The sequence below is a fragment of the Bradyrhizobium sp. HKCCYLS2038 genome (assembly GCF_051167655.1).
GTDB lineage: Bacteria > Pseudomonadota > Alphaproteobacteria > Rhizobiales > Xanthobacteraceae > Bradyrhizobium.
In genome coordinates, this window is sequence record NZ_JBNPTM010000001.1 from 769,891 (window position 1) to 784,455 (window position 14,565).

Annotated in this window: 17 protein-coding genes; 13 read left to right on the plus strand and 4 right to left on the minus strand. The window is 64.6% G+C overall.

Annotation, left to right across the window (positions count from 1 at the left end; all coding sequences use genetic code 11):
- The first annotated feature begins 99 nt into the window (after positions 1–99).
- The 12 genes from ACQR1I_RS03460 to ACQR1I_RS03515 all read left to right on the plus strand — a co-directional run bounded on the left by ACQR1I_RS03460 (position 100) and on the right by ACQR1I_RS03515 (position 11,014).
- Entirely contained in the window at positions 100–2,082 is a 1,983-nt protein-coding gene (locus ACQR1I_RS03460) for a M3 family oligoendopeptidase (protein WP_434865771.1), read from the plus strand.
- A gap of 82 nt (positions 2,083–2,164) precedes the next feature.
- The gene (locus ACQR1I_RS03465) at positions 2,165–2,389 is read left to right on the plus strand and encodes an AbrB/MazE/SpoVT family DNA-binding domain-containing protein (RefSeq protein ID WP_434865772.1); all 225 of its coding nucleotides are present in this window, start codon (positions 2,165–2,167) and stop codon (positions 2,387–2,389) included.
- Positions 2,386–2,781: a type II toxin-antitoxin system death-on-curing family toxin gene (locus ACQR1I_RS03470; RefSeq protein ID WP_434865773.1), complete on the plus strand. Its 396-nt coding sequence runs from the start codon at positions 2,386–2,388 to the stop codon at positions 2,779–2,781. The genes ACQR1I_RS03465 and ACQR1I_RS03470 overlap by 4 nt, the downstream gene beginning before the upstream one ends.
- Positions 2,782–2,887: 106 nt before the next feature.
- A complete protein-coding gene (locus ACQR1I_RS03475) occupies positions 2,888–3,040 on the plus strand; it encodes an aa3-type cytochrome c oxidase subunit IV (protein ID WP_434865774.1) in 153 nt (50 codons plus the stop codon).
- Positions 3,041–3,165: 125 nt separating this feature from the next.
- Positions 3,166–4,293, plus strand: a complete 1,128-nt coding sequence (locus ACQR1I_RS03480; RefSeq protein WP_434865775.1) for a Re/Si-specific NAD(P)(+) transhydrogenase subunit alpha — start codon at positions 3,166–3,168, stop codon at positions 4,291–4,293.
- An 11-nt stretch (positions 4,294–4,304) separates the two neighbouring features.
- Entirely contained in the window at positions 4,305–4,622 is a 318-nt protein-coding gene (locus ACQR1I_RS03485) for a proton-translocating transhydrogenase family protein (protein WP_172109941.1), read from the plus strand.
- Between the two features lie 58 nt (positions 4,623–4,680).
- A complete protein-coding gene (locus tag ACQR1I_RS03490) occupies positions 4,681–6,078 on the plus strand; it encodes an NAD(P)(+) transhydrogenase (Re/Si-specific) subunit beta (RefSeq protein WP_434865776.1) in 1,398 nt (465 codons plus the stop codon).
- Positions 6,079–6,096: 18 nt separating this feature from the next.
- Positions 6,097–6,897, plus strand: coding sequence for an alpha/beta hydrolase (locus tag ACQR1I_RS03495; RefSeq protein WP_434865777.1), 801 nt, complete (start codon positions 6,097–6,099; stop codon positions 6,895–6,897).
- A gap of 97 nt (positions 6,898–6,994) precedes the next feature.
- Complete coding sequence (locus tag ACQR1I_RS03500) at positions 6,995–8,329, plus strand: sodium:proton antiporter (protein ID WP_434865778.1); 1,335 nt, start codon at positions 6,995–6,997, stop codon at positions 8,327–8,329.
- 111 nt (positions 8,330–8,440) lie between these two features.
- Complete coding sequence (locus tag ACQR1I_RS03505) at positions 8,441–9,538, plus strand: calcium:proton antiporter (protein ID WP_434865779.1); 1,098 nt, start codon at positions 8,441–8,443, stop codon at positions 9,536–9,538.
- 17 nt (positions 9,539–9,555) lie between these two features.
- Positions 9,556–9,840, plus strand: a complete 285-nt coding sequence (locus ACQR1I_RS03510) for a cupin domain-containing protein (protein ID WP_434865780.1) — start codon at positions 9,556–9,558, stop codon at positions 9,838–9,840.
- A 238-nt stretch (positions 9,841–10,078) separates the two neighbouring features.
- A complete protein-coding gene (locus tag ACQR1I_RS03515) occupies positions 10,079–11,014 on the plus strand; it encodes a hypothetical protein (RefSeq protein WP_434865781.1) in 936 nt (311 codons plus the stop codon).
- Between the two features lie 217 nt (positions 11,015–11,231).
- On the opposite strand, the gene rpsU is transcribed toward ACQR1I_RS03515, so the two are convergent.
- From rpsU to purE, 3 genes are all read right to left on the minus strand, one after another.
- The gene (rpsU, locus tag ACQR1I_RS03520) at positions 11,232–11,540 is read right to left on the minus strand and encodes a 30S ribosomal protein S21 (protein WP_434865782.1); all 309 of its coding nucleotides are present in this window, start codon (positions 11,538–11,540) and stop codon (positions 11,232–11,234) included.
- Positions 11,541–11,689: 149 nt separating this feature from the next.
- A complete protein-coding gene (locus tag ACQR1I_RS03525) occupies positions 11,690–12,808 on the minus strand; it encodes a 5-(carboxyamino)imidazole ribonucleotide synthase (RefSeq protein ID WP_434865783.1) in 1,119 nt (372 codons plus the stop codon).
- Positions 12,805–13,293: a 5-(carboxyamino)imidazole ribonucleotide mutase gene (purE, locus tag ACQR1I_RS03530; RefSeq protein WP_434865784.1), complete on the minus strand. Its 489-nt coding sequence runs from the start codon at positions 13,291–13,293 to the stop codon at positions 12,805–12,807. The genes ACQR1I_RS03525 and purE overlap by 4 nt, the downstream gene beginning before the upstream one ends.
- Positions 13,294–13,456: 163 nt before the next feature.
- Here purE and ACQR1I_RS03535 point away from each other — a divergent pair, with 163 nt between their 5' ends.
- Positions 13,457–14,128, plus strand: coding sequence for a GGDEF domain-containing protein (locus tag ACQR1I_RS03535; protein ID WP_434865785.1), 672 nt, complete (start codon positions 13,457–13,459; stop codon positions 14,126–14,128).
- A 143-nt stretch (positions 14,129–14,271) separates the two neighbouring features.
- On the opposite strand, the gene ACQR1I_RS03540 is transcribed toward ACQR1I_RS03535, so the two are convergent.
- Positions 14,272–14,523 carry a hypothetical protein gene (locus tag ACQR1I_RS03540; protein ID WP_434865786.1) on the minus strand — a complete coding sequence of 84 codons (252 nt, stop codon included), beginning with the start codon at positions 14,521–14,523 and terminating at the stop codon, positions 14,272–14,274.
- Positions 14,524–14,565: the final 42 nt, after the last annotated feature.

The following is a 14,565-nucleotide window of genomic DNA, read 5'->3' on the forward strand; positions in this document are numbered from 1 at the left end:
CTATCTGTCTCGAATCGGGGCACTCTCGCCGACGCCGATTAACGCAACCTTAAACCTCGCTGATCGGGATAAACGTTCGAACAACAGGTTACCCATCCGATGACCTCGCGCGCCTCTTCTGCCCTTCGCAAGCCCACCAGATCCGCTCCTTCTTCCAAAGCCGCCAATTCCAAAGCCAAGCCGGCCAAGAAGTCCGCGGCCAAGCCGGCATCCAAGGCCAAGCCTGCAGTCTCGAAGACCGCGCGTGGTGCAGCAGCCAAATCGTCGGCCAAGCCGGCGAAGAAAGCGGTCACGGCAAAGGCCGGCATCGGTGCGCTGCCCGAGTGGAATCTCGGCGACCTTTATACCGGCATCGACGCGCCGGAGATCGCTCACGATCTCGCGACGATGGACGCCGAATGCGTCGCGTTTGAGACCGACTACAAGGGCAAGCTCGCCGAGCATGTCGCGCGCGAAGAAGGCGGCGAATGGCTCGCAGGAGCGGTGCGTCGTTACGAAGCAATCGACGATGTCGCGGGACGGCTCGGCTCGTTCGCAGGGCTCGCGCATGCCGGCGACAGCGTCGACCCGGCAATCTCGAAGTTCTACGGCGACATCTCCGAGCGGCTGACTTCCGCGTCGACGCATCTGCTGTTCTTTCCGCTGGAGCTCAACCGCATCGACGACGCGGTGATCGAGCGTGCGATGGAGACGCCGGCGCTCGGCCACTATCGGCCGTGGATCGAAGATCTGCGCAAGGACAAGCCCTATCAGCTCGAGGATCGCGTCGAGCAGCTGTTCCACGAGAAGTCGCAGACCGGCTATTCCGCCTGGAACCGGCTGTTCGACCAGACCATCGCGGGTCTGCGCTTCCAGGTCGGCGGCAAGGAACTCGCGATCGAGCCGACGCTCAGTTTCCTGCAGGACCGCGACGGTGCCAAGCGCAAGGCGGCTGCCGAAGCGCTGGCCAAGACCTTCAAGGCCAATGAGCGCACCTTCGCGCTGATCACCAACACGCTCGCCAAGGACAAGGACATCTCCGACCGCTGGCGCGGCTTCCAGGATGTCGCGGACTCGCGGCATCTCAACAACCGCGTCGAGCGCGAGGTGGTCGATGCGCTGGTGGCATCGGTGCGAGCAGCCTATCCGAAGCTGTCGCACCGCTACTATCACCTCAAGGCGCGCTGGTTCAAAAAGAAGAAGCTCGCGCATTGGGACCGCAACGCGCCGCTGCCCTTCGCCGCTAATGCGACGATCGCCTGGCCCGAAGCCAAGAGCATGGTGCTGACAGCCTATCGCGGCTTCTCGCCCGAGATGGCCGACATCGCGCAGCGCTTCTTCGACCAGAGCTGGATCGATGCGCCGGTGCGGCCCGGCAAGGCGCCCGGTGCGTTCTCGCATCCGACGACGCCGTCGGCACATCCCTATGTGCTGATGAACTACCAGGGCAAGCCGCGCGATGTGATGACGCTGGCGCATGAGCTCGGCCACGGCGTGCATCAGGTGCTGGCGGCGAAGAACGGCGCGCTGATGGCGCCGACGCCGCTGACGCTGGCGGAGACCGCGAGCGTGTTCGGCGAGATGCTGACCTTCAAGCGCCTGTTGTCCGAGACCCGCGACGGCAAGCAGCGCCAGGCGCTGCTCGCCGGCAAGGTCGAGGACATGATCAACACGGTGGTGCGGCAGATCGCGTTCTATTCGTTCGAGCGCGCCGTGCACACCGAGCGCAAGAACGGCGAGCTGACCGCCGAGCGGCTCGGCCAGATCTGGATGTCGGTTCAGACCGAGAGCCTCGGCGAGGCGATCGAGATCAAGCCGGGCTACGAGAACTTCTGGATGTACATCCCGCACTTCATCCATTCGCCGTTCTACGTCTACGCCTACGCGTTCGGCGACTGTCTCGTGAACTCGCTCTATGCCGTCTACGAGCATGCCGCCGAGGGCTTCGCCGAGCGCTATCTTGCGATGCTCGCGGCCGGCGGCACCAAGCACTATTCCGAGCTGCTCAAGCCGTTCGGGCTCGACGCCAAGGATCCCAAGTTCTGGGACGGCGGCCTGTCGGTGATCGCCGGCATGATCGACGAGCTGGAGGCGATGGGGTAGGGGTGTAAAACACTTGTTGAACGGATCGTGGGGCGCGTTATACATTTGTACAACGCGCCTCCTTGCTTTTGAACGAGCCTCAATGAAGATCGAGATCAAGAAAATCGGCAATTCCGACGGGCTCCTCCTCCCGCGCGAGTTGATGCAGCGGCTCGATCTCAAGCGAGGTCAGCAGTTGCATATCGTGGAACTGCCCGGCGGTGGCTTCCAGGCGCTTCCCTATGATCCGGATTTCGATCGGACGATGGAGATCGCCGACGAGCTCATGGATGAGTATCGCGATACGCTTGCCGCGCTCGCCAAATGAGCGCGCAGCAGGAGCCGCTCTGGATCACCTACGAGCAGGCCATCGCTATCCATGCGCGACAGCTGCGCCGCTTCGGCGGTGCGCCTGGACTGCGCGACGAAGGAATGCTGCGTTCGGCCCTGGAGCGACCCATCAACAAATGGAGCTATGAGCAGGCGACACTGCCGGAGCTTGCCGCCGCCTATGCATTCGGGTTGGCCAAGAACCGCGCCGTCGTCGACGGTAACAAGCGCATCGCCATCATGGCGATGATGACATTTCTGCGCAGAAACGAAATCGCATTTGCACCGGACCCTGCTCAGGCGGCTGCGATAATCCTCGCCCTCGCCGCCGGCGAGGTCAGCGAGGCCAGCCTGACGCGCTGGATCCGTGACAATTGGCCTCGCCAATAGGTCGATCGGAAAAACCGATAAAACTGCCTTGCATGCCAGCCGTTGCCCTTGCATTGGCTTTGGGGTATGCGACCTTAACAAAGCATACTCTCTCTGGGGGACCCCGATGGCAGACCATGGCCAGATCGCCTACTCGACGGCTGACGGCAACGACTACGCGGCGCATGAAGCAACCTATGAGGGCTTCATCGCGCTGGTGAAGTACGGCACGATCGGTGTCGGCCTCATCGTCATCTTGATGGCTATTTTCCTCGCCTAATGTCGTTTTCGGCCCGCTGGCGTGACCGTCGGCGGGCTTTCAGCTGAGCGCTGTCAAGGCTGCCTGCTGAAGACAATAGACGTCCCGCCCTTAAAGCTCGCGCGCGCATTCGCGCCGGAGGCCTCATGAAGATTGCCGTCGCCAAGGAAATCGACCCGTTGGAGCCGCGGGTCGCCGCCTCTCCCGATACGGTGAAGAAGTTCAAGGCTTTGGGCGCCGAGATCGCGATCGAGCCCGGCGCCGGCATCAAGTCCGGCGTGCCGGATGCGGAGTTCACGGCGGCTGGCGCGACCGTGAGCGCGGATGCGCTCAAGGACGCCGACATCATCATCAAGGTGAAGCGGCCCGAGGCCTCTGAGCTCGCCAATTACCGCCGCGGCGCCCTGGTGTTCGCGATCATGGACCCTTACGGCAACGACGCAGCCCTGAAGGCGATGGCCGATGCCGGGATTGCGGCCTTCGCAATGGAGCTGATGCCACGCATTACCCGCGCGCAGGTGATGGACGTGCTGTCGAGCCAGGCCAACCTCGCCGGCTACCGCGCCGTCATCGAAGGCGCCGAGGCGTTCGGCCGCGCCTTTCCGATGATGATGACCGCAGCCGGCACCGTGCCGGCGACCAAGGTCTTCATCATGGGCGTCGGCGTCGCCGGACTGCAGGCCATCGCGACCGCGCGCCGGCTGGGCGCCATCGTCTCCGCGACCGACGTGCGTCCGGCCACCAAGGAGCAGGTCGAGAGCCTTGGCGCCAAGTTCCTCGCCGTCGAGGACGAGGAGTTCAAGAACGCGCAGACCGCCGGTGGCTACGCCAAGGAAATGTCCAAGGAGTACCAGGCCAAGCAGGCGGCGCTGACGGCGGAACACATCAAGAAGCAGGACGTCATCATCACGACCGCACTGATCCCGGGCCGCCCGGCGCCGCGGCTGGTCACCATGGAGATGGTGAAGTCGATGCGCCCCGGCTCCGTGCTGGTCGATCTCGCGGTCGAGCGCGGCGGCAACGTCGAAGGCGTCAAGCTTGGCGAGATCGTCGACATCGACGGCGTGAAGATCATCGGTTTCCCGAATCTGGCAGGCCGTGTCCCGGCCTCGGCCTCGGGACTCTACGCCCGCAACCTGTTCTCCTTCATCGAGACGATGATCGACAAAAAGGAGAAGACGCTGGCGGTGAACTGGGACGACGAACTGGTCAAGGCCACGGCTTTGACAAAGGACGGCGCCATCGTCCACCCGAACTTCCAGCCCAAGGCCTGAGGAGCAAAGCCATGGAACATGTCGTCCAAGCCGTCGACCCCTTCGTCTTCCGGCTGTCGATCTTCGTGCTGGCGGTGTTCGTCGGCTATTTCGTGGTGTGGTCGGTGACGCCGGCCCTGCACACGCCGCTGATGTCGGTGACCAATGCGATCTCCTCGGTGATCGTGGTCGGCGCGCTGCTCGCGGTCGGCGTTCCCATGCTGTCGAGCGGCAGCGGTCTGGCGCGGGCGTTCGGCTTCGTCGCGCTGATCTTCGCTTGCGTGAACATCTTCGGAGGCTTCCTCGTCACCCAGCGCATGCTCGCGATGTACAAGAAGAAGTCCAAATAACAACGTCGCTTAACAACGCCGCACGACGCGGGATGACAGGCACAACGGGGCATCTGCAATGAACGCCAATCTGTCGGCACTCCTTTATCTCGTGGCGGGTGTGCTGTTCATCCTGTCGCTCCGCGGGCTGTCGAGCCCGGCCAGCAGTCGCCAGGGCAATTTCTTCGGCATGGCCGGCATGGCGATCGCGGTGGTCACCACACTCGCCGGCCATCCGCCGGCGGATGCGGTGGCCTGGATCCTGGTGATCCTGGGCGTCGCGATCGGCGGCGGTATCGGTGCGGTCATCGCGCGCCGGGTGCCGATGACGGCGATGCCGGAGCTGGTCGCGGCGTTCCATTCGCTGGTCGGCATGGCCGCGGTGCTGGTTGCCGCGGGCGCGTTCTTTGCGCCGGAAGCCTTCGACATCGGCACGCCCGGCAACATCCATCCGCAGAGCCTGGTCGAGATGTCGCTCGGCGTCGCCATCGGCGCGCTGACGTTCACCGGCTCGGTGATCGCCTTCATGAAGCTGTCGGGACGGATGAGCGGCGCACCGATCATGCTGCCCGCGCGCCATCTCATCAACATTGCGCTCGCTGTCGCGCTGGTGTTCTTCGTCGTCCGCCTCGTGATGACCGGCGGCGGCTTCGACTTCCTGATGGTCACGTTGCTGGCGCTGGCGCTCGGCGTGCTGATGATCATCCCGATCGGCGGCGCCGACATGCCGGTCGTGATCTCGATGCTGAACTCCTATTCGGGTTGGGCGGCCGCCGGCATCGGCTTCACGCTCGGCAATTCGGCGCTGATCATCACCGGCGCGCTGGTCGGCTCGTCCGGCGCGATCCTGTCCTACATCATGTGCCACGCGATGAACCGGTCCTTCATCTCGGTCATCCTCGGCGGTTTCGGCGGTGAGACGGCAACTGCGGGCGCAGGCACGGGCGAGCAGAAGCCGGCCAAGCTCGGCTCGGCCGACGACGCGGCCTTCATCATGAAGAACGCCTCCAAGGTTATCATCGTGCCCGGTTACGGCATGGCGGTCGCCCAGGCCCAGCACGCGCTGCGCGAGATGGCCGACACGCTGAAGAAGGAAGGCGTCGAGGTGAAGTACGCGATTCATCCGGTTGCGGGCCGCATGCCCGGCCACATGAACGTGCTGCTCGCCGAAGCCAACGTGCCCTATGACGAGGTGTTCGAGCTCGAGGACATCAACTCCGAGTTCGCCCAGGCCGACATCGCCTTCGTCATCGGCGCCAACGACGTCACCAATCCGGCGGCGGAAGAGGACAAGACCTCGCCGATCTACGGCATGCCGGTGCTGCAGGTCTGGAAGGCCGGCACCGTGATGTTCATCAAGCGCTCGCTCGCCTCGGGCTATGCCGGCATCGACAATCCGCTGTTCTATCGCGACAACACTATGATGCTGCTCGGCGACGCCAAGAAGATGACCGAGAACATCGTCAAGGCGATGTAGGCGAGACCAGCAGGAGCCATGACGATCCTGAAATGGCTCCTGATCGTCCTGGTGGCAGTCTATGTCACCGCTCTTGCCGTGCTGTTTGCCCGCCAGCGCGCCATGCTGTTTCCGATCCCGCCGGTCGGCCGCACGCCGCCGGCTTTGGCGGGATTTGCGCAGGCTGAAGAGCATGTGCTGACATCGGCAGACGGTGAGAAGATCATCGCTTGGCACGTCCCGGCGCAGCCCGGCCGCAAGGTTGTCCTGTACTTTCCGGGGAACGGCGACTTCCTCGCCGGCGTGGTCTCACGCTTCAAGGCGATCACCGCCGACGGCACCGGCCTCGTCGCGCTGTCGTATCGCGGCTACGCGGGATCGAGCGGCAGCCCCAGCGAAACCGGCCTGCTTCAGGATGCCGCAGCCGCCTATGCATTCACGCGGGAGCGTTACGATGCCGCACGCATCGTCGTCTGGGGCTTCTCGCTCGGCAGCGGCGTGGCGACCGCCATTGCCGCCGAGCATCCCATCGCCAAGCTGATCCTCGAAGCGCCGTACACGTCGACTGTCGATGTCGCCTCGGAGATGTTGAAGGTGGTTCCCGTCAGTCTGCTGATGCGCGATCGCTTCCATTCGGACCAACGCATCGCCAAGGTGCATGTGCCGCTTTTGATCATGCACGGGGCGAAGGATCCTGCGATCTCAAGCCGCTTCGGGGAACGATTGTTCGCACTTGCGCATGACCCCAAGCGCTTCGTACGGTTTCCCGAGGGCGGCCATAACGATCTGGATCTTTTTGGTGCGACGGATAAGGCAAAGAGTTTCATCAACGACCCGTAGTGCCCACGTCTCACGATGGCCGGCTCTGCTCCTGGCCGTCGTTGGTTTTGCATGTCTTCCGATCCAGGCCAGCGCCGCCGAGCTGAACGGTGCCGCGATGTCGTGGCCGTTCGCGCTGCCGTTTGCGGGATTGCTGCTTTCGATTGCGCTCGGGCCGCTGCTGTTCGCCAGCTTCTGGCATCACCACTACGGCAAGATCGCCGCTTCATGGGCGCTGGTGACGCTGGCCGCCCTGGCTTGGCAGGCCGGACCCGCGGCCGCAGCCGCGGCCTTCATCCACGCACTGCTCGCCGAATATCTCAGCTTCATCGTGCTGCTGTTCGCGCTCTATACGGTCGCGGGCGGCATCCTGGTGACCGGCGACATCAGGGGAACGCCGGCGACCAACACGGCCATCCTGGCACTCGGCACCATCATCGCGAGCGTGGTCGGCACCACGGGCGCCGCGATGATCCTGGTGCGACCGCTGATCCGCGCCAATCTGGCGCGGCCGCACAACGTGCATGTGCTGATCTTCTTCATCATCCTCGCTGCCAACGTCGGCGGAGCCTTGAGCCCGCTGGGCGACCCGCCGCTGTTCGTCGGCTTCCTGCGCGGGGTCGACTTCTTCTGGACCACGCGCAACATCTGGCTGCAGACCGCGATCGTCGCCGGGTGTCTGCTCGTGATTTTTGCCGCCGTCGATGCGTGGCGCTTTCGCGCGGAGAAGCCGTCGGCCTCGCAGGGCAGGGGAGAGCCGGTGCGGATTCGCGGGCTCATCAACATCGTCCTGATCGCCGCGATCGTCGCCAACACACTGGTGTCAGCCACGTGGAAGCCTGGCGTCTCCTTCGACATCGTGGGCACGCATATGGAGCTGCAGAACCTGGTCCGCGACGCCCTCCTGATCGTGATCGCCGGCCTGTCGCTCTGGCTGACGCCTGACGAGCACCGCCAAGCCAACGGCTTCAACTGGGAGCCGATCCGCGAGGTCGCCAAACTGTTCGCGGCGATCTTCACGGCCATCGTGCCGGTGATCGCGATACTCAATGCCGGGCATGAAGGCGCGTTCGGCTGGCTGCTGAATGCCGTGACCACACCGGCCGGCGCGCCGCGCGAGGTGGCCTATTTCTGGTTCACCGGCTTGATGTCGGCCTTTCTCGACAATGCGCCGACCTACCTCTTGTTCTTCGAGCTGGCGGGCGGCGATCCCAAGGCGCTGATGGGCGAGCTCTCGGGAACGCTGGCGGCGATCTCGATGGGCGCCGTGTACATGGGCGCGCTGACCTATATCGGCAATGCTCCGAACTTCATGGTTGCGGCCATTGCCAATGAGCGCGGCATCAAGATGCCGAGCTTCTTCGGTTACATGCTGGCGGCGGGCGCCGTGATGATTCCGCTGTTCGTGCTCTTGACCCTGCTGCCCATCCACCCGCTGCTCAGCTCCCATTGATCTGATCGCCGGCACTCGTGAGCCGTCCCGCGGCGGACGATCGCCGGGGGCGGGTGACGATCGCCGCGCCATCGCGCATAGTCGGGCGGAACAGGGATTGAGGACCAATTCATGAGGGTGAAGAGCGCGACGCCGGCATCATCCGTGATCTTTCCGGGCCTGGCGGTCGCACTGGTCGCGGCCGTCACCGTGGCGCATTACGATTTCACACCGTCGGCGGCCGGGCTGGTGTTTGCTGTCGTGCTGCTGATCATCCTGTTCGGCACGGTGTTCGCGGCGGTCCATCACGCCGAGGTGATCGCGCATGAGATCGGCGAGCCGTTCGGCACGCTGCTGCTGACGTTGGCGGTGACGATCATCGAAGTGGCGCTGATCGCGACCATCATGCTCGGCGAGAAGGCGGCGCCGGCGCTGGCGCGCGATACGGTCTTCGCCGTCGTGATGATCGTCTGCAACGGCCTCGTCGGCCTCTGCGTCTTCATCGGCGGGCTGCGCTATCGCGAGCAGGATTTCCTGCTCTCCGGCGTCAACCTCTATCTCAGCGTGCTGTTCACGATGGCCACCATCACGCTGGTGCTGCCGAACTACACCTTGACCTCGCCGGGACCGATGTTTTCGGCGGCCCAGCTCGCCTTCGTCAGTGTCGTCACGATCCTCCTCTACGCGGTGTTCCTCTACACCCAGACCACGAGGCACCGGGATTACTTCGTCGGCAGCGCGGCCGGCTTCAGCGATGACGACGTCCGCCTGCCACGGCGGCAGCTCCTGCTCAGCGTCGGGCTGCTGCTGCTGGCCTTGCTCGCGGTGGTGCTTCTTGCCAAGAAATTCTCTCTGGTCGTCGATGCCGGAGTCGCGGCGACCGGCGCGCCGCCCGCCGTGGCGGGTGTGCTGGTGGCGCTGCTGATCCTGCTGCCAGAGAGCGTGGCCGCGCTGTCCGCGGCGCGCGCCAACGACCTGCAGAAGAGCATCAACCTGGCGCTGGGGTCCTCGCTCGCGACCATTGGCCTCACCATCCCGGCCGTCGCGGTCGCCGCCTACGCGCTGCAGAAGCAGCTCGTGCTCGGGCTCGATGCGCAGGGAATGGTGCTGCTGGTGCTGACCTTCATTCTGAGCATGCTGACCTTCGGCACCGGGCGGACGAACATCCTGTTCGGGCTGGTGCACATGGTGGTGTTCGCGATATTCCTTTTCCTGCTCTTCGTGCCCTGATTTCCTGCGAGGTCCCCATGCTCAGCGCCCAATCCGACGTCCAGGTCGACACGCCCGAGGTCCGCGTCACGGAGTGGCGGCTGGCGCCCGGCAGCGCGACGGGCCGCCACATTCATGAGATGGATTATGTCATCGTGCCCGTCACCGCGGGGGAGATGACGATCGTGGCGCCGTCGGGCGAACGCACCAAGGCGCAGCTCGCAACCGGAAAATCCTACTTCCGCAAAGCCGGCGTCGAACACGATGTGCTGAACGAGACCGGTTCCGAGATCGTTTTCCTGGAAGTTGAATTGAAGCCGTAACCAATTGTTTACCGGGATGCCGCTGATTGTGGTATCTTGAGCCGGCGATCCGGAGTGCTGTTGCAGCGCCGTTGTGATGTTGAACGGCCGCACGGCTCGCGTTCCAAAGGCTTTCAGAACAACGACTTTCGGCGGCCGCGCGCTTGTGTGCGTTGCAGGTGGCGAGCCTCGGAAGGTGGGGAATGGTCCCTTAATTGTGCCTCAAAGTTCCCGCAAATACCGCGCGGGAGTGGTCAGCATGCTGAAATATCTCACAAAGTTCGCCATGGAGATCATCCCGTCGGTGGTGGCCACCATCATCGGGGCCTACATCGTCAATCACTACATCAATACCAAGCCCGACTCGCCGCCATCGACCGTGGCAGCCATGGCGTCTGCGGCCTATGCCAAGATCACGGGCTCCAAGAGCGACGCTTCCAAGGGCGATACGCCCCAGTCTTCAGCTAAGGGGACGGACCCTGCGAAGCTGGAGGCAAAGGCGGATCTCAAGGCAGACTCCAAGGCTGCCGCCAAGCCGGCCGAAACGTCCGCCGAGGTGTCCAACATCCCGGCCCCGGGCATCAAGGCCAAGGGGGTCTCCGAGAAGTCGCTAGCCGACAAGGCTGCCGAGAAGGCAGCTGACGTGAAGCCGACCGAGACGGCGAGCCTTCCCGCCGAGGAGAAGTCCCCGCGACGTGCCGTGTCGGCGCGTGAGAAGTTGATTTCTCGGGGAACGCAGACCGAGGCGCCGGCGACCCAGCCGGAGGATCGCCGCGACGCCGCTGATCTCGCCCGCGCTGCGATTGAGCGGCTGCGTGCGAGCGAAAGTGCCGGAAAGACGGCTGCAGACAAGTCCGCGAACGATTCGGCTCGCGGTGCCGGCGAACCGCCGCGGATCGCGACAATGGCGCCCCAGGTGTCGCCGGTTCGCCCGTTACCGCCGCCGGTCACGGTATCAGCGCCGCCGGCCGAGCAGGGCTTCGCCATGCCGTCGGCGACGAGCCCGAGCTACACCGGAGCATTGCAGCCCGATGGCCGTCCGACGCCACCGGCAGAGATTCCCGCGCAGCAATTGCGTCCGCTCGACCTGCGTGCCGACAGGGCTGATCCGTCGATCAAGGATCAGATGTCCAACGTCGCGCACGACATGGTGTCTGCGGCCAAGTCGGTTTTCCACTCGGTGCTTCCGAAGTAGATCGGACGCGATCTGGCGTTCCCCGCGAAGCGGTAGACCGTTGGTCTGCCGCTTTTTTGTTTTCAGCGGGAGGCCTCTGCAGCGCGATCGAGAGGCCGTCACCTCGAGGCGCGTGCGATCGGCGCGACGCCGAAGTTCGGTAGTTCAACAAGGCCCAAAACGAAAAAACGCGAGCCCAGGGCCCGCGTTTTCAGAGTTCTACAATCGAAGTGGCAGATCAGCGCGGCGCACCGGGGCGAGGGCCACCAGCGCCCGGACCACGGCCAGCGCCGCCACGGTCGCCGCCTGCGCCAGCGCCGAACACCGGCTTCGGCTTCATCGGCAGCAGGCCTTCACGCTGCAGCTTCTTGCGGGCCAGCTTGCGCGCACGGCGCACGGCTTCGGCCTTCTCGCGGGCTTTCTTCTCAGAGGGCTTCTCGTAATGGCCGCGGAGCTTCATCTCGCGGAAAATGCCCTCGCGCTGCATCTTCTTCTTGAGCGCCTTGAGGGCTTGATCGACATTGTTATCGCGAACGAGAACCTGCACGCGGCATCCTCTTTCTCAGTCTATCGGTTTGAAATCTGGTGAAAGCCAGGGCTGGCAGAAGGCCGCGCCCTTAACCTTGAGGGCGCCCGTGTATCAGACAACACCAGGGCTGTCCACCCGGTGCCGGGCTTTGGCCGAAAGATTAACGCTCAGGACCGCGGTTTTTTGGCCGGCGCAAACGGGGCGACCTGGGTCACATGACCCATTTTGCGGCCCGGGCGAGCGGCGCCCTTGCCGTAGAGATGGACGGTCGCACCGGGAACCGGGAGCCATTGCTCGTAGCTGTCGATCTCGTCCCCGATCAGGTTGGTCATGGTGACGTCGCCGTGGCGCACCGGCTTGCCGAGCGGCCAGCCCGCGATCGCCCTGATGTGCTGCTCGAACTGCGAAATCGACGCCCCATCGAGCGTCCAGTGACCGGAATTGTGGACGCGGGGAGCGATCTCGTTGACCAGAACGCCCGGAGTGGGGCCGCTTGACACCACGAACATTTCGACCGCGAGCACCCCGACATAGTCCAGCGCGGTCGCGATCCGGCTCGCGATATCGCGGGCCTCGTCGGCAAGGGCATCCGGAATGGCGGCCGGCGCGCGTGACACTTTGAGGATGTGATCGCGATGCTCGTTCTCGGTCACGTCGAAACATTCGACCTGACCATCGGCAGCCCGCGCCGCAACGACCGAGATCTCGCGCTCGAACGGCACGAAAGCCTCCAGAATGGCCGACTTGGTGCCAAGCTCGGCCCAAACCCGCTCGAGATTGTCGCCCTGCTGGATCTTCACCTGACCCTTGCCGTCATAGCCGAAGCGGCGGGTTTTCAGCACGGCCGGCAAGCCGATCCGCAGGATCGCCTCGCGCAACGTTCCGACCGACGAGACGTCGGCGTAGTTGGCGGTGCGGATGCCGAGCGAGGTGACGAAATCCTTCTCGGTCAGGCGGTCCTGGGTGGTCTCGAGCGACGACCGGCTTGGCAACACCGGACGCCGCGCGCCCAGCACGAGGGCGGCAGCAGAGGGGACATTCTCGAACTCGTAGGTGACGACATCGACGTCGTTGGCGAACAGCTCCAGCGCCTCCACGTCGGCGTATTCGGCGCAGGTCGCATGCAGGACGACGTCGAAGGCCGGCGAGTCCGGGTCGGGCGAGAACACCTGGCAGCGCAGCCCGAGCCGGGCGGCGGCCAGCGCCAGCATGCGGCCGAGCTGGCCGCCGCCGAGAATGCCGATGGTGTCGCCGGGCTTGAGCTTGACCCGATTGGACCCGGTCACGCCGTGCCCTCCGGACGTTCGGCGATTGCGTTGGTCTGGGCCTGTCGCCACGCCGCGAGGCGGCTGGCCAGCGCCGGATCTGACAGCGCCAGCACGCTGGCGGCCAGCAGCGCGGCGTTGATCGCGCCGGACCTTCCGATGGCGAGGGTTCCCACCGGAATGCCCGCCGGCATCTGCACGATGGAATAGAGCGAGTCGATCCCCGACAGGGCCTTGGATTCGACGGGAACGCCGAATACGGGCAGTTCTGTCAGGGATGCCGTCATGCCGGGCAAATGGGCCGCGCCGCCGGCACCGGCGATCACGACCTTGTAGCCGGCAGCCTTGGCGCCCTTGGCAAAAGCGTACAGCCGGTCCGGGGTGCGATGCGCTGACACGATGCGGGCGTCATAGCTCACGCCCAGGGCATCGAGTGTCTCGGCGGCGTTGCGCATGGTATCCCAGTCCGACTGGCTTCCCATGATGATGGCGATCGGGGCGGTCATGAACTCAATTCGTCTCGGGAATCCAGAAGCATGGGCCGGAGTATAGGATCGGTCCCGACAGCGGCAAACCATGGCATGGAGGTCTAAATGGACTATCCTGACTTGGTTTGGCCCGGCAAGCCAAAATGACGGCGGGGTGAGGGGTGGGATGAAAAAGAAGCGCATGAAGATGGCCGCGTCAGCCGGCCGGCGCCGATCCCGCTACCACCGCAAGGGACCACTGGGACGGCGTGCGCCGGGCCCGGGTTCCGCACCGGCCGGCGCGCGGCAGGCGATCCGGCGCCTAAAGGCCGAGCTCGCCATCGCGCACACCCGGATCGAGGAACTGACGGCGACCGCGGAGCGCGATTTCCTGCTCGACATCTTCAACCGGCGCGGCTTTGCCCGCGAGCTGCACCGTTCGATCGCGTTCATCAAACGCTACGACGCTACCGGCGCCCTGGTGGTCCTCGACGTCGATCGCCTCAAGCCGATCAACGACACCTTCGGGCATGCCGCAGGTGACGAGGTGCTCAAGGCGGTCGCGCGGGTTCTCGCTGAGGAGGTCCGTCTGTCCGATGTGATCGGACGGTTGGGCGGCGATGAGTTCGGCGTACTGCTCTGGCACCTCAGCGAGACCGATGCACGCGTCAAGGCCGCCGCGCTGGAGGAAGCGATCGATCGCCTGAGCTTCACGTTTGGCGACCAGACGGTCCGCGCCGGTGCATCTGCCGGAGTGGCCTTGCTGGACAAGCGCGTCAATCCCGTGCGTGCCTTGGAGGAAGCCGACCGTGCGATGTACATCCGCAAGGCGCAGCGAAGGAGCGAGTTTCGTTTTCCGACCCACGGCAGCTGACAGCGCATCGATCGGCCCCGTTCGCGGTCGTCCAGGCAAGCGGGTCCCCCGCAGACCCGAGCTACGATTCACACAAACTATCGTCGCGGGCAACAGGAGACGAGATCGAGCATCTCACACCCCCACTCAGCACCTGCACGCGATCACAGCTGGCCGAGATCGTCTGGCAATTGGCCGAACTTGTGCAGCAGCCGAGCGTCGTTGAACTCGCCCATCAACGGATCTCCGCTGCGGCTGAAGGCGACTGCGCCGATGTTGTCGGGCAGCCGCGACATCGCCTCGGCACGGCGCAGTGCGGTCGCAGAACTCTGGCACTCCTCTGCCGCGCCCGCGATCAACTCCCCGGATTCGTCCCGCTTGAACGCCATCGCAACGTAGTAGGTGACGTCAGGCATGCGCGCTCCTCCTGTGGTGGCGCGGAGTTGCAACTGCTAGAT

Excerpts from the sequence above, each read along its gene's own strand:
- ACQR1I_RS03540 (WP_434865786.1), bottom strand. The coding sequence starts at position 14,523 with ATGCCTGACGTCACCTACTACGTTGCGATGGCGTTCAAGCGGGACGAA.
- ACQR1I_RS03470 (WP_434865773.1), top strand. The coding sequence starts at position 2,386 with ATGAGCGCGCAGCAGGAGCCGCTCTGGATCACCTACGAGCAGGCCATC.
- ACQR1I_RS03485 (WP_172109941.1), top strand. The coding sequence starts at position 4,305 with ATGGAACATGTCGTCCAAGCCGTCGACCCCTTCGTCTTCCGGCTGTCG.
- ACQR1I_RS03465 (WP_434865772.1), top strand. The coding sequence starts at position 2,165 with ATGAAGATCGAGATCAAGAAAATCGGCAATTCCGACGGGCTCCTCCTC.
- ACQR1I_RS03510 (WP_434865780.1), top strand. The coding sequence starts at position 9,556 with ATGCTCAGCGCCCAATCCGACGTCCAGGTCGACACGCCCGAGGTCCGC.
- ACQR1I_RS03480 (WP_434865775.1), top strand. The coding sequence starts at position 3,166 with ATGAAGATTGCCGTCGCCAAGGAAATCGACCCGTTGGAGCCGCGGGTC.
- purE (WP_434865784.1), bottom strand. The coding sequence starts at position 13,293 with ATGACCGCCCCGATCGCCATCATCATGGGAAGCCAGTCGGACTGGGAT.
- ACQR1I_RS03515 (WP_434865781.1), top strand. The coding sequence starts at position 10,079 with ATGCTGAAATATCTCACAAAGTTCGCCATGGAGATCATCCCGTCGGTG.
- ACQR1I_RS03535 (WP_434865785.1), top strand. The coding sequence starts at position 13,457 with ATGAAGATGGCCGCGTCAGCCGGCCGGCGCCGATCCCGCTACCACCGC.
- ACQR1I_RS03495 (WP_434865777.1), top strand. The coding sequence starts at position 6,097 with ATGACGATCCTGAAATGGCTCCTGATCGTCCTGGTGGCAGTCTATGTC.
- ACQR1I_RS03475 (WP_434865774.1), top strand. The coding sequence starts at position 2,888 with ATGGCAGACCATGGCCAGATCGCCTACTCGACGGCTGACGGCAACGAC.
- ACQR1I_RS03505 (WP_434865779.1), top strand. The coding sequence starts at position 8,441 with ATGAGGGTGAAGAGCGCGACGCCGGCATCATCCGTGATCTTTCCGGGC.
- ACQR1I_RS03500 (WP_434865778.1), top strand. The coding sequence starts at position 6,995 with ATGTCGTGGCCGTTCGCGCTGCCGTTTGCGGGATTGCTGCTTTCGATT.
- ACQR1I_RS03460 (WP_434865771.1), top strand. The coding sequence starts at position 100 with ATGACCTCGCGCGCCTCTTCTGCCCTTCGCAAGCCCACCAGATCCGCT.
- ACQR1I_RS03490 (WP_434865776.1), top strand. The coding sequence starts at position 4,681 with ATGAACGCCAATCTGTCGGCACTCCTTTATCTCGTGGCGGGTGTGCTG.